Origin of the sequence: Bacteroides hominis, assembly GCF_033042785.2 — a bacterium.
Classification (GTDB): Bacteria; Bacteroidota; Bacteroidia; order Bacteroidales; family Bacteroidaceae; genus Bacteroides; species Bacteroides hominis.
Genome location: NZ_CP178829.1, coordinates 3,820,522 through 3,833,793 on the forward strand (window position 1 = coordinate 3,820,522; position 13,272 = coordinate 3,833,793).

General features: G+C 43.0%; 11 protein-coding genes. 1 reads left to right on the plus strand and 10 read right to left on the minus strand.

From position 1 onward, the window contains the following. Positions 1–47: 47 nt before the first annotated feature. The 7 genes from rimO to tsaD form a co-directional block, all read right to left on the minus strand. The gene (gene rimO, locus R3O62_RS16075; RefSeq protein ID WP_005777893.1) at positions 48–1,346 is read right to left on the minus strand and encodes a 30S ribosomal protein S12 methylthiotransferase RimO; all 1,299 of its coding nucleotides are present in this window, start codon (positions 1,344–1,346) and stop codon (positions 48–50) included. After that, entirely contained in the window at positions 1,343–2,302 is a 960-nt protein-coding gene (gene ftsY / locus R3O62_RS16080; RefSeq protein ID WP_022011375.1) for a signal recognition particle-docking protein FtsY, read from the minus strand. Before ftsY ends, rimO begins: the two co-directional genes overlap by 4 nt. Before the next feature lie 150 nt (positions 2,303–2,452). After that, positions 2,453–2,611, minus strand: a complete 159-nt coding sequence (locus tag R3O62_RS16085) for a DUF4295 domain-containing protein (RefSeq protein ID WP_005777897.1) — start codon at positions 2,609–2,611, stop codon at positions 2,453–2,455. A 19-nt stretch (positions 2,612–2,630) separates the two neighbouring features. Beyond that, complete coding sequence (rpmG, locus tag R3O62_RS16090; protein ID WP_002560155.1) at positions 2,631–2,819, minus strand: 50S ribosomal protein L33; 189 nt, start codon at positions 2,817–2,819, stop codon at positions 2,631–2,633. A 22-nt stretch (positions 2,820–2,841) separates the two neighbouring features. Next, positions 2,842–3,102, minus strand: a complete 261-nt coding sequence (gene rpmB / locus R3O62_RS16095; RefSeq protein ID WP_002560154.1) for a 50S ribosomal protein L28 — start codon at positions 3,100–3,102, stop codon at positions 2,842–2,844. A gap of 121 nt (positions 3,103–3,223) precedes the next feature. Then, positions 3,224–4,456, minus strand: a complete 1,233-nt coding sequence (locus R3O62_RS16100) for a CinA family nicotinamide mononucleotide deamidase-related protein (RefSeq protein WP_005777905.1) — start codon at positions 4,454–4,456, stop codon at positions 3,224–3,226. Positions 4,457–4,524: 68 nt separating this feature from the next. Beyond that, on the minus strand, positions 4,525–5,544 hold the full coding sequence (tsaD, locus tag R3O62_RS16105; RefSeq protein WP_005777909.1) for a tRNA (adenosine(37)-N6)-threonylcarbamoyltransferase complex transferase subunit TsaD: 1,020 nt from the start codon (positions 5,542–5,544) through the stop codon (positions 4,525–4,527). A gap of 200 nt (positions 5,545–5,744) precedes the next feature. Here tsaD and R3O62_RS16110 point away from each other — a divergent pair, with 200 nt between their 5' ends. Next, positions 5,745–10,181: a translocation/assembly module TamB domain-containing protein gene (locus R3O62_RS16110; protein WP_269109796.1), complete on the plus strand. Its 4,437-nt coding sequence runs from the start codon at positions 5,745–5,747 to the stop codon at positions 10,179–10,181. A gap of 109 nt (positions 10,182–10,290) precedes the next feature. On the opposite strand, the gene R3O62_RS16115 is transcribed toward R3O62_RS16110, so the two are convergent. The 3 genes from R3O62_RS16115 to R3O62_RS16125 form a co-directional block, all read right to left on the minus strand. Next, positions 10,291–10,671 (minus strand): YccF domain-containing protein, encoded by a 381-nt coding sequence (locus R3O62_RS16115; protein WP_005820355.1) that lies wholly within the window; start codon positions 10,669–10,671, stop codon positions 10,291–10,293. A gap of 88 nt (positions 10,672–10,759) precedes the next feature. Then, positions 10,760–12,253, minus strand: coding sequence for a proline--tRNA ligase (proS, locus tag R3O62_RS16120; protein WP_022011377.1), 1,494 nt, complete (start codon positions 12,251–12,253; stop codon positions 10,760–10,762). Between the two features lie 179 nt (positions 12,254–12,432). Then, complete coding sequence (locus R3O62_RS16125; RefSeq protein WP_234185045.1) at positions 12,433–13,197, minus strand: CDGSH iron-sulfur domain-containing protein; 765 nt, start codon at positions 13,195–13,197, stop codon at positions 12,433–12,435. Between the last annotated feature and the right edge of the window lie 75 nt (positions 13,198–13,272).

A 13,272-nucleotide genomic window follows, 5' to 3' on the forward strand; every position in this document is an offset into this window, starting at 1 on the left:
ATATTAGTCAATCCGAATGAAAAAAACAAATTCTTAGGGAAATATCTTTAGATAACTTTCGCAAAAAGATCGAATTCATCGGAATCAATCACCTCTATTTGATAAAAGTTACCAACCCTCAGACTATCTCCCTCGCACTTTATTAATACCTCAGGATCTACTTCCGGAGAATCAAATTCAGTGCGCCCAACATAATAATCACCCTCTATACGATCAATGATAACTTTCATTTGCCACCCCACCTTAGATGCACTAAGTTCAGCAGAAATCCCCTGTTGAATATCCATCAGTTCATCCAAGCGGGCCTGTTTCACTTCTTGAGGAATAGAATCTTCATAATTAGCTGCCGCATACGTGCCCTCTTCCTCTGAATAAGCAAAAGCTCCCATTCTATCGAAACGGACTTTACGAACAAACTCTTTCAATTCCTCAAAATCCTCTTCTGTTTCACCCGGATGCCCCACCATCAACGTTGTACGTAAATGAATACCGGGAACTTCTTTACGAAACTGTTCAATTAACCGATAGGTGTCTTCTTTGGTCACATGACGCCGCATACGTTGCAACATGTTATCACTAATATGTTGCAATGCTATATCCATGTATTTGCATACATTATCCCGTTCACGCATCACTCTAAACAAGTCTTCAGGAAAATGTGCCGGGTATGCATAGTGTAAACGTATCCATTCCACACCCGGAATCTCAGAAACACGCTCAATCAATTCCGGGAGCATTTGTTTCTTGTATAAATCGACTCCATAGTAAGTCAACTCCTGGGCAATCACCTGAAACTCTTTCACACCATTGGAAACCAAGTATCTCACTTCGTCCAAGATCTCTTCCATGGGACGAGACACATGACGTCCTGTAATGATTGGTATAGCGCAATAAGAACATTTACGGTCACACCCCTCTGATATTTTCAGATAAGCATAATGTTTAGGGGTAGTTAGCGTACGTTCAATATGAAGTTCGTCATGGTAGGCTTTTCCCAAGTCCTGCAACAACTCTTTCCAGTTGAATTTACCATAAAACTTATCAACCTGAGGAATTTCAATCGCCAATTCTTTTAAATAGCGTTCCGAAAGACAGCCCATAACAAAAAGTTTTTCCAGATTTCCTTCTTCTTTTTCCTGGGCAAATTCCAGAATCATATTAATTGATTCTTCTTTCGCATCACCGATGAAACCGCAGGTATTGATAACTGCTATTTCTCCTGTCGGTTTTTCCGAGTCATGGGTAACATCATATCCGGCTTCTTCCAACTGACGCATCAACTGTTCCGAATCCACCAAATTCTTAGAGCACCCTAATGTTATAATATCTATAGTTTTTCTTTTCATGCATTCTCTCCAAATAAGGAGTCTACAAATTCTTTCTTGCGGAAAACCTGCAGGTCTTCCATACCTTCACCCAATCCAATATATTTCACCGGAATCTTAAACTGATCTGAAATTCCGATAACAACGCCTCCCTTTGCCGTTCCGTCCAGTTTTGTTATAGCCATGGCAGTCACCTCTGTAGCCAACGTGAATTGTTTAGCCTGCTCAAAGGCATTCTGCCCGGTTGAACCATCAAGCACCAGCAACACCTCATTCGGAGCATCAGGTACCACCTTCTTCATTACATTCTTAATCTTCGTCAGTTCATTCATCAAACCGACCTTATTGTGTAGGCGTCCTGCTGTATCTATAATCACAACATCCGCATCATTAGCAACGGCCGAGCTTAATGTATCAAATGCAACCGAAGCGGGATCAGCACCCATTTTTTGTTTTATTACCGGTACCCCTACTCTATCTCCCCAAATTACAAGCTGTTCTACAGCTGCTGCACGAAATGTATCGGCCGCACCCAAGTAAACAGATTTACCAGCTTTCTTGAATTGATAAGCAAGTTTACCAATGGTAGTTGTTTTACCAACTCCATTCACACCCACTACCATAATGACATAAGGCTTTTTCTCTACCGGAACATCGAAATCAGCAACATCATCCGAATTATTCTCAGTCAACAATGCTGCAATTTCTTCACGCAGAATTGAGTTTAGCTCTTGTGTATTTACATATTTATCTTCTGCTGCACGTTTTTCAATACGTTTAATGATATTAAGAGTAGTCTCTACTCCCACATCCGATGTGATAAGCACCTCTTCCAGATTATCCAGCACTTCATCATCCACCTTCGACTTGCCGGCTACCGCACGGGCAATCTTGCTGAATACACTTTCTTTGGTTTTAGATAATCCTTTATCTAAAGTTTCCTTCTTTTCCTTTGAGAAAAAACTAAAAAATCCCATGATTACAATTATTTGTATAATACATTATGCTACAAAGATATAATAAAACTGGCGTAAAGTAAAAATTGAAGCGAATAAAATTGGCAAAAAAAATCCCCTCAATGAATATCAGTGAGAGGATTTTTCAGGTTGCAATCTAATGCAACCGGCTTATTTCTTAAAAAAGTCTTGTACTTTTTCGTTAGGAACCATTTGTTCATCAAAAATGTAAGCTCCAGTCTTCGGAGATTTAACCATTTTGATAACCTTAGTATAAGCACGACCTTCTTTAGATCCTTCGTGCAAACTTGCTACTGTTTTCTTTGCCATGGGTTATACTCTTTCTTTTTTATTTAATTTCTTTGTGTACTGTTACTCTCTTCAGAATCGGGTTGTATTTTTTCAACTCAAGTCTTTCTGTAGTATTCTTTCTGTTCTTAGTTGTGATATAACGAGATGTTCCCGGCATACCGCTATCTTTGTGTTCTGTGCATTCCAGAATCACCTGAACTCTATTACCTTTTGCTTTCTTTGCCATAATCAGTTTCTCCTCTTACGTTTTAGCCAATAACTTTAATGGTTTTCCAATCACAATACCCTTTGGCAACTGCATCATTCAGAGCAGCGTCCAAACCTTTTTTATTAATAATACGCAAACCAGCAGCGCAGAGGCTCAGGCTGATCCAGCAGTCCTGTTCTACATAGTAGAACTTTTTGTTAAACAAGTTCAAATCAAAGGTTCTCTTAGTTCTTCTCTTTGAGTGTGAAACATTGTTGCCAATCATGGCTTTCTTTCCGGTAATTTGACAAATCTTCGACATTTCTATCTTATTTTTATAGTTTTAATCTATACTTCTTTCAAACAGAGCGCAAAGTAAGCACTTTTATAGATATAAAACAAGCATTTCTTAAATAAATTCATTATTCAGCAGTAATTTTTCTTCATTTCACCAATTTTCGAAGTAACAGAAGAGCATTATTACCTGCTCTCTCCACATTCATTTCTCTTCCGCGGTCAGTTTCCTGCTTCATAGTGCAAATTTCATTTTTATAGGCAGCAGCAATCCAGACTGTACCAACAGGCTTCTGCTTAGTACCTCCGCCAGGACCTGCGATACCCGAAGTGGCGACTGCACAATCAGTTTTCAGCGCTTCCATCGCACCTTTTACCATCTCAATTACGGTTTCCTCGCTTACAGCACCTTTCTTTTCAAGCGTTTCCATCGATACCCCCAGCAATTTCATCTTTACTTCATTAGAGTACGCCACTACACTTCCTTTAAAATATTCCGAACTTCCAGCAACCGAAGTAACACGGGCTGCAATACTTCCACCGGTGCAGCTTTCTGCGGTGGAAAGGGTCAATTTCTTCTTTTTCAGAAGTTCCCCAATCAGAATCTCAATCGGTGTATCTTCTTCATCCAAAATATCTTCGCCTAAAATGGCTTCCAATTTGGCGCTCTCAACATTTAAGCATGTCTCTACTTCCTGACGATCTTGTCCACGTCCTGTCAATCTCAAACGAATCAAACCGGGTTTAGGCAAGTAAGCAAGTTTAATACAAGACGGCAGCGCCACCTCCCAAGCCTCCAGTTTTTCAGCCAGCACTGATTCCGGATAATTTTGCACAGTAAAAGTACGATGTACAATGGCATCTGTATGAAACTTTGCGCACAAACGAGGAATCACTTCTTCACTCATTACCGTAGTCATCTCCTGAGGAACACCGGGCATGGAAACAAGCACTTTACCATCCTTTTCAAACCAACTGACAGAGGCACTTCCCACCCGATTATTAATGACCGTACAATTCTCTGGCACCATCGCCTGACTCTTATTCAACGCATTCATCGGTATTTTTCCAGCTAATACCCGCTTCACATTTTCAAACACAGCCTCACTGAAAATCAGTCTGGTACCAAAATATTCACAAAGGGTTTGTTTGGTGATATCATCCTTAGTAGGACCCAAACCACCTGTCATCAATACAATATCCGCCCTTTTCATCGAGGCATCCACTGCTTCGGTTATCTCTTCTGCACGATCACGTACAGACACTACACGAATAACTTCGATACCGACTTTATTTAATTCGCGTCCCATCCATGCCGAATTAGTGTCAGTCACCTGGCCTATCAGTAACTCATCACCGATGGTTATTATCTCTGCAAACATGACTTTTTTTATTTAGCTTTCTCAATATTATAGATATAAAGAAGAAGAAAGATCTACCCTCTTTTCTTTTATAAAGTCACACGTGAATAAGCCGGCAATTCCATAGGACAGAAGTCTTTATCCTGATATTTAAAATATCCCGTAATAGCGATCATTGCAGCATTGTCCGTGGTATAGCTAAACTTTGGAATAAAAATCTTCCAGCCATACTTCTCCGCATGCTCACGGAAAGCATTACGCAAACCGTTATTGGCGGACACACCACCTGCTACAGCTACCTCGTTAATTTTATACTGTTTGGCTGCTTTACGGAGTTTATCCATCAATATATCTACAACAGTCGCTTCAAGAGAAGCGGCTAAATCAGTCTTATGATGTTCGATGAAATCGGGATCTTCTTTCATCCAATCACGCAACGAGTAAAGAAACGATGTCTTCAATCCACTAAAACTATAGTCCAACCCCGGGATGTGGGGTTTGCTGAATGTATAAGCCTTCGGATTGCCCTGACGTGCCAAACGGTCAATAATAGGACCGCCCGGGTAACCAAGCCCCATCACTTTTGAACATTTGTCAATAGCTTCTCCGGCAGCATCATCAATTGTCTGTCCCAAAATCTCCATATCATTGTATGCCTTCACCAGTACGATTTGAGAATTACCTCCGGACACCAACAAGCAAAGGAATGGGAAAGTGGGTTGTTCATTCTCTTCACCCTTTTCTTTAATGAAATGTGCTAATACATGTCCTGTCAGATGATTAACATCGATCATGGGAATGTTTAATGAGCGGGCAAACCCTTTCGCAAAAGATACTCCTACCAGCAACGATCCCATCAGTCCGGGACCTCTCGTAAAAGCTACCGCACTCAATTCCTCTTTTGTCACCCCTGCACGTTTCAATGCTTCATGCACCACAGGTACTATATTTTGCTGATGCGCACGTGATGCTAATTCGGGTACTACACCACCGTAAGCTTCATGCACCGCCTGACTGGACACTACATTCGACAACAGAAAACCATCTTTTATTACCGCAGCCGACGTATCGTCACAGGAAGACTCAATTCCTAATATAATTGTACTCATACGCTTTTTGATATTTAAACGATGCAAAAGTAATGATAAAAGTAGGATTCATAACGAACTATTTTATATTTTTGTTCGCAAAATAAAAACAACCGCTTATCAGAACGCTGAAGAAGACTGTACGCTGGGTTATCGGTATTATATTAGGTATATATATCGGAACTATCATTTTGCTGAATATTCCTTTTATTCAGCGAAATATGACCACGTTTGTCGCAAAAGAACTATCCCGGACATTAGGTACTGAACTGACTATCGGTAAGATAGATATCGGACTATTGAATCGTATCATCATAGACGATGTGCTGCTCGACGATCAATCGGGCAAAGAGATGCTTAAAATTACTCGTCTTTCCGCCAAGTTTGATATTATCCCCCTATTCAACGGAAAAATCGCAATCAGCAGTGTACAATTGTTCGGCTTTAACATCAACCTGAACAAACCTACTCCGAATACGGACCCTAATTTCAAATTTGTCCTTGACGCATTTGCCTCTAAAGACACAGTAAAAACAGACAAGAGCCTCGACTTGCGTATCAACTCTATATTGATACGCCGTGGTAAGTTGGCTTACGATGTACTGTCGGAAAAAGAAACTCCCGGAAAGTTCAACCCCCAGCATGTCAAATTGCATAATATCATTGCCAACATCTCTCTCAAAGCACTTCAAGGCGATTCGATCAATGCGGCCATCAAACGGCTAAGCGTGGATGAACAATCGGGCTTTGAGCTGAGAAAGTTGAGCCTGAAAGTCATAGCTAATGACAGAGGCATGAAAATAGAGAATTTTGCTATAGAAATGCCGGGTACCGAAATGAAAATGGATACCATTCGGATGGAATATGACAGTTTGGGAGCACTCAATCATTTTGCCGATGAAGTCCGTTTCTCTTTCCGTACTCTGCCATCCTACGTGACCCTGAATGATATTTCAGCTTTTGTTCCGGCACTATCCAACTTTAAAGAAAAGCTGGATCTGGGCATCGATGTAGAAGGTACACTCAACCAGTTGAACTGCAAAACGCTGGAAATTAATGCAGGCGATAAATTCCGACTGAAGGGAGATGTCTCTTTACAGGATCTATCACGCCCGCAAGATGCCTATGTATACGGGCATCTTGCCAATCTATCTGCCAATAACGATGGAATCGGATTCCTGGTACGCAACCTGAGTCCGCATTACAATGGGGTTCCTCCTATTCTGCAGCGTTTAGGAAATGCTTCCTTTCACGGTGAAATATCGGGGTATTTCACAGATTTGGTCATGTACGGTCTGTTTCGTACCAACATTGGTTCTGTCCAAACTGACTTAAAGCTCAGTTCCGATAAAGCCAAAGCCTTGTTTTCTTATTCGGGAGGTGTAAAGACCACCGACTTCGAGCTGGGACAGTTGCTGGATAACAAGCAACTGGGCAAAATTACCTTTAATCTGAATGTTCAAGGCAGCCACTACCGTAACCAGTACCCCGCCATCACGCTAAAAGGCCTGATAGCTGCCCTCGAATACAGTAATTATAAATATGAGAATATCACACTCGACGGAGAGTTCGAACGTGGCGGCTTCGACGGAAAGGTGGCACTGGATGATGAAAACGGTTCGATACATTTAAATGGTAACATCAATGTAGTCGAGAAAATCCCGACTTTCAACTTCAATGCTGTAATAGATAAAGTACGCCCGCACGACTTGAACCTGAGCAAGGATTATCCGGACGCAGAATTCTCTCTGAAGCTGAAAGCTAACTTCCGTGGCGGTTCCATCGATGAAATGATAGGTGAAATCAACATAGACAGTCTACAATTCACCGCACCCGAAAAGAATTACTTTCTGGATAATATCAACATCATAGCCACTCGACAAGACAAACAAAACCAATTGAAACTGACCTCCAGTTTCCTGAAAGCAAGTATTGAAGGTAATTATCTGTATCACACACTTCCGGCAAGCGTAATGAATATTATGCGGCGATATATTCCTTCATTGATCCAGCCGGATAAGAAGCCGATTGAAACGAATAACAACTTCAGTTTCGATGTCCACATATTCAATACAGAACTGCTGTCTACCGTATTCGACATCCCATTGAAGATATATACGCACTCGACTGTAAAGGGTTACTTCAATGACCAGGCACAGCGGCTGCGAGTAGAGGGCTATTTCCCCCGGCTACAATATCAAAACACGTTTATCGAGTCCGGACTGGTGCTCTGTGAAAATCCTACTGACCAGTTCAAGGCCAAGATACGGTTCAATAACCTGAAAAAAGAGAGTGCCGTAAGCATCTCACTGGATGCGCAAGCCCAAAATGATACCATAAGTGCCAACATCAATTGGGGCAATAATACCATCAACACTTATAGCGGACGATTATCCGCTGCTGCCAGCTTCTTCCGCAAGGCCGAAGAAAAGTCGGCACTGAAAACAGTCGTAGACATTAAGCAGACAGACATTATCCTGAACGACACTTTGTGGCAGATTCATCCGTCACAAGTAGTAGTAGATTCGGGCAAAGTAGATGTAAACGATTTCTATTTCTCGCATAAAGACCGTCACATCTGCATCGACGGACGCATCTCGGAACATGCCGAAGATACACTGAAGGTAGACCTGAAGGACATCAATGTGGGTTACGTATTCGATGTGGTAGATTTTGACGATGTGGACTTTAAAGGAGATGCCACCGGAACGGCATATGCCAGTGGCATTTTGAAGGAGCCGGTCATGAATACCCGCTTACATTTTAAAAACTTCACTTTCAATGATGCTTCTTTGGGAGCAATGGATATTTACGGAGCATGGGAGAACGACAAACGTGCCATCTTCCTGGATGCTCACATGGAAGAAGAAGGGCTATCGAAAACGCACGTCATCGGGCACGTCTATCCGTTAAAGCCGGAAAGTAAACTGGATTTGAATATAGAAACGGAGCATACAAACATTCAGTTCCTCCAATATTTCATGCGTTCCATTGTCGAAGACCTGCATGGACGTACCAGCGGCAAAGCTCATTTCTATGGAAAATTCAAGGAACTCAACATCGAAGGGGATCTGATGACAGATGCGTCGTTGAAGATAGGAATATTAAACACATCATTTGCCGTAAAAGACACTATCCGTCTGTCCACCACCGGTATCACTTTCGACAATATACATATCGCAGATATGGAAGGGCACCAAGGCACGATGAACGGCAAACTGAATTTCAGGCATTTTAGGGATTTGAGCTATCACTTCGAATTCAACGTGAACAACATGTTACTGATGGACACGAAAGAAAGCTCTGATATCAACTTCTACGGAAAAGTGTATGGAACCGGCAATGCGATGCTGGTTGGCAATCCGCAGGAACTGCAAGTCAATGCAGCCGTCACGACCAACCGCAATACCAATTTTGTCTACATAACCAATGCCACTGCTTCAGCAGCCAGCAACCAGTTCATTAAGTTTATCGACAAAACTCCGCGCAGATTCGTTCAAGATTCCATCAATGTAATATCAGAATATGAGCGGCTGCAGCAGGAGATGGAGGAGGAAGAGACAAAAACGGATATCCGCCTGAATCTGTTGATAGATGCTACTCCGGACGCTACTATGAAAATTATCATGGACCCCATTGCCGGAGACTACATCAGCGGTAAAGGCTCCGGCAACATACGGACAGAGTTCTTTAATAAAGGAGATGTGAAAATGTTCGGAAACTACCGCATCAGCCAGGGTATTTATAAGTTCAGCTTGCAGGAAGTCATCCGCAAGGACTTTATCATAAAAGACGGAAGCAGTATCACTTTCAACGGTCCCCCGTTGGATGCGACGCTCGATATACAAGCCAGTTATACGGTGAACTCTGCTTCGCTGAATGACCTGATCCCCGATGCCGCAGACCCGATCACCCAGCAACCCAATGTAAAGGTGAATTGCATCATGAACCTGACCGGAATTCTCTGGCGCCCCAATATTAAATTAGGTATCGAACTCCCCAACGAACGGGACGAGATACAGACGCTGGTACGCAATTACATCAGTACGGAAGAGCAGATGAACATACAGATACTCTATCTGCTGGGTATCGGCAAGTTCTATCCACAGGAGAGTACCGGAGGCACCCAAAACTCCAATATGACATCGTCAGCCCTATTCTCTACCCTGTCCGGACAGTTAAACAATCTGTTATCGCAGGTATTCGATAACAACAACTGGAATATCGGAACGAATCTCAGTACCGGTGACAAAGGCTGGACGGACATGGAAATAGAAGGTATCCTGTCCGGACAGTTATTGAACAACCGTCTGATTATTAATGGTAATTTCGGCTACCGGGATAATCCGTTAGCTAATACCAATTTCATCGGAGACTTTGAAGCGGAATGGCTGCTCAACCGCTCAGGAGACATACGTCTGAAGGCGTATAATGAAACGAACGACCGTTATTATACACGAACCAACCTGACTACCCAAGGAATCGGTATCATGTACAAAAAAGATTTTAATAAATGGAGTGAACTTCTCTTCTGGAATAAATGGAAGTTGAGAAACCTAAGAAAGAAACAGGCTGCCGCACGAGACAGCATCCCGAATGACACGGTAAAGGACATCACCAAAGCTAAATCGGAAATGAAAAGAGAGCATCCGATGTGACGCTCTCTTTTCTTCAGTCTTTATTTTCGTATGTCTCTCTTACAAAGAAAGAATACAAAAACGGAAAGTGTATGAATACCGATAAAGGGATGTGAAGAAGATAGAACGATTAAAAGCCCTTATCGACAATAACCTTTCCGAAGGGAGTCAGAGCCAGTCCGGCAAGTTTGAAGTGTTGTCTCCCGAATGGTATACCAATGATTGTGATACAAAGCAGAATTCCCCATCCCAGGTGAGAGAGGCTGATCCAAATTCCACCGAGAAACAGCCAGACTATATTCATTATGATACTGAGGCAACCTCCCGAATCGGGGGTGCTCCTCACCTCTTTGCCGAACGGCCATAAAGCAAGCCCGGCCAGTTTCAGCGTCTGAAAGCCAAATGGAATACCAATAATGGTAACCATCATCAAGAGACTTGCAATAAGATACTCTATCGCAGTAAAAATGCCGCCACACAGCAGCCAGATAAGATTCAAGAATGGATTCATAGGCTATTAGAATAACGGTAGTAAAGAAAAAGGTCGGAAGTTCATTTCGGTACCTCCAACCTTTTTTCCTTATACCTTATATTAATTATTAATAAGAACGAGCAAATATCACACGGCAAGCAGAAGGTTTGCCGGTTACCATACACTTACCGGGCTCTTTGTCACCTTCAACAAACGAATCGAACGGGATACAACGAATAGTAGCTTTTGTCTCTTCCTTGATCTTCTCTTCTGTTTCCGTAGTTCCGTCCCAATGAGCCAGAATGAAACCGCCCTCTTCGATTTTTTCCTTGAATTCATCGTAGCTGTCTACCTTAGTGATACGTGAATCGCGATAAGTACGCGCTTTCTTGTAGATGTTGGCCTGAATCTCTTCCAACAGATTTTGAACATATGTCTCGATACCATCGCAAGTGACGGTCTCTTTCTCCAATGTATCGCGACGCATCACCTCCATCGTATTGTTTTCCAGGTCGCGTCCGCCCATTACCAGACGAACCGGTACACCCTTCAGTTCATAATCGGCAAATTTGAAGCCCGGTCGTTTGTTATCGGCATTATCATATTTGACCGAAATGCCCAATGCCTTCAGCTTCGCTACAATACCTTCTACCTTGGTATCAATCTGTTTCAGCTGCTCGTCATTCTTATATATAGGAACGATCACTACCTGAATCGGAGCCAGATGCGGAGGTAATACCAGACCGTTGTCATCCGAGTGGGTCATGATCAATGCACCCATCAGACGGGTAGAAACACCCCATGAAGTAGCCCATACGTACTCAAGCTTATTTTCTTTATTAACAAACTGCACATCAAACGCTTTCGCGAAGTTCTGTCCCAGGAAGTGAGACGTACCACTCTGTAACGCCTTGCCGTCCTGCATCATCGCTTCAATGGTATAGGTGTCGAGCGCACCGGCAAAACGTTCATTGGCCGACTTCACCCCTTTCACCACCGGAACCGCCATGTATTTCTCTGCAAAGTCAGCATATACATTCAGCATGCGGATTGCTTCTTCTTCTGCCTCCTCACGTGTTGCATGTGCCGTATGGCCTTCCTGCCACAGGAATTCTGCTGTACGGAGAAACAGTCGTGTACGCATCTCCCAACGGAAAACGTTTGCCCACTGGTTGCATAAGATAGGCAGGTCACGATAAGACTGAATCCAGTTTTTATAAGTATTCCAGATGATTGTTTCGGAAGTCGGACGGATAATCAGTTCTTCTTCCAACTTTGCAGCAGGGTCAACCACCACACCCGAACCATCTTCGGCATTCTTCAGGCGGTAGTGAGTAACTACGGCACACTCTTTGGCAAAGCCTTCCACATGCTCAGCTTCACGACTCAAGAATGATTTTGGAATCAGCAACGGGAAATAAGCATTCACATGTCCGGTTTCCTTAAACATATCGTCCAGCTGACGTTGCATTTTCTCCCAAATAGCGTATCCGTAAGGCTTAATCACCATACATCCGCGTACAGCCGATTGCTCTGCCAAATCGGCTTTCACTACCAAATCATTATACCACTGCGAATAGTTTTCGCTGCGTTTGGTCAGGTCTTTCAGTTCTTTTGCCATTATATTTTTCTTCTTTTAAAGTTTTCTATCTTCAAAACAGGATGCAAAAATACTAAAAATGGGTGAACTGTGATCATTCTTTATCTATAATTTTAAGAGGGAACCCGGCAGACCAGTTCATAAACAAGCCGGTTTATCGATTGACAACCGGCTTATTTATGATTTTTCAGAAAGCAGAATCACCACTTCTTGCCTTTTTCTTCCAACGGAAGTCCGTCGCTGAATCCCATGGAAGCATGTGTACCGTCGCAAAACGGTTTATTGGACGACTGTCCGCAACGGCACAAAGTCACCCTGTTCCTGACTGTATAGCTTTTGCCATCCGCACTCTCTATGCGGATACCGCCTTTTACCCAAATAGGTCCGCTCACTCTGATTCCAGGATCCTCAATAATACCGATAGAGGGCTCAAAAGGCGGTTCGAAGACTTTTTGCGTCTCTTTGTCCCAAACGACGAGCCGCCCGGCAGGACAATGGCCGGCCTCGCGACGGACAAGTTCACGCTCTTCTTCCGTTTCAGCGAGTTGTACCAGATTCCAGATTCGGCCGCGTGCATCGCAGAAACGGGCAAAAGCACAATACTTTTCGTTATCGGCAAGCACCATGGCGGGGCCTTCCAATTCCTCGGCTTCTTCAAGTAACGGACGTTTGTTATTGGTTTCATTAGAGTCCCAATCGGTGGCACGCTTATGAGAACCGTCACAGAAGGGTTTATGGCGGGAATGCCCGCAACGGCACAGAGCTACCGGAGTGGCCGAACTGTCGAAACTCAGCCCGCGTTGATACACCCACGAAGAACCTTCTTCATTGGGAAGAATAATTTCCTGGTCAATGGGAGGATTACCATAAACAAGATAAGGGCCGTCAGGAGTTATTTTGATATAATACTTCTCGGGTGCTTGCCAACTGCCCTCTTCTACTAAAATTTCTTCTTTCTTAGTCATAATTTTACGCCATAAGGAGGTTTAACATATCCTTTATCGCTTAAAGAACAGATAGTCAAGCTAAAAAGTTTCTTA

What these genes read in the sequence shown, in the direction of transcription:
- R3O62_RS16085 (WP_005777897.1), bottom strand. Translation starts at nt 2,611, where the DNA reads ATGGCAAAGAAAACAGTAGCAAGTTTGCACGAAGGATCTAAAGAAGGT.
- rpmB (WP_002560154.1), bottom strand. Translation starts at nt 3,102, where the DNA reads ATGTCGAAGATTTGTCAAATTACCGGAAAGAAAGCCATGATTGGCAAC.
- R3O62_RS16115 (WP_005820355.1), bottom strand. Translation starts at nt 10,671, where the DNA reads ATGAATCCATTCTTGAATCTTATCTGGCTGCTGTGTGGCGGCATTTTT.
- R3O62_RS16110 (WP_269109796.1), top strand. Translation starts at nt 5,745, where the DNA reads ATGACCACGTTTGTCGCAAAAGAACTATCCCGGACATTAGGTACTGAA.
- tsaD (WP_005777909.1), bottom strand. Translation starts at nt 5,544, where the DNA reads ATGAGTACAATTATATTAGGAATTGAGTCTTCCTGTGACGATACGTCG.
- rimO (WP_005777893.1), bottom strand. Translation starts at nt 1,346, where the DNA reads ATGAAAAGAAAAACTATAGATATTATAACATTAGGGTGCTCTAAGAAT.
- R3O62_RS16100 (WP_005777905.1), bottom strand. Translation starts at nt 4,456, where the DNA reads ATGTTTGCAGAGATAATAACCATCGGTGATGAGTTACTGATAGGCCAG.
- ftsY (WP_022011375.1), bottom strand. Translation starts at nt 2,302, where the DNA reads ATGGGATTTTTTAGTTTTTTCTCAAAGGAAAAGAAGGAAACTTTAGAT.
- proS (WP_022011377.1), bottom strand. Translation starts at nt 12,253, where the DNA reads ATGGCAAAAGAACTGAAAGACCTGACCAAACGCAGCGAAAACTATTCG.
- rpmG (WP_002560155.1), bottom strand. Translation starts at nt 2,819, where the DNA reads ATGGCAAAGAAAGCAAAAGGTAATAGAGTTCAGGTGATTCTGGAATGC.
- R3O62_RS16125 (WP_234185045.1), bottom strand. Translation starts at nt 13,197, where the DNA reads ATGACTAAGAAAGAAGAAATTTTAGTAGAAGAGGGCAGTTGGCAAGCA.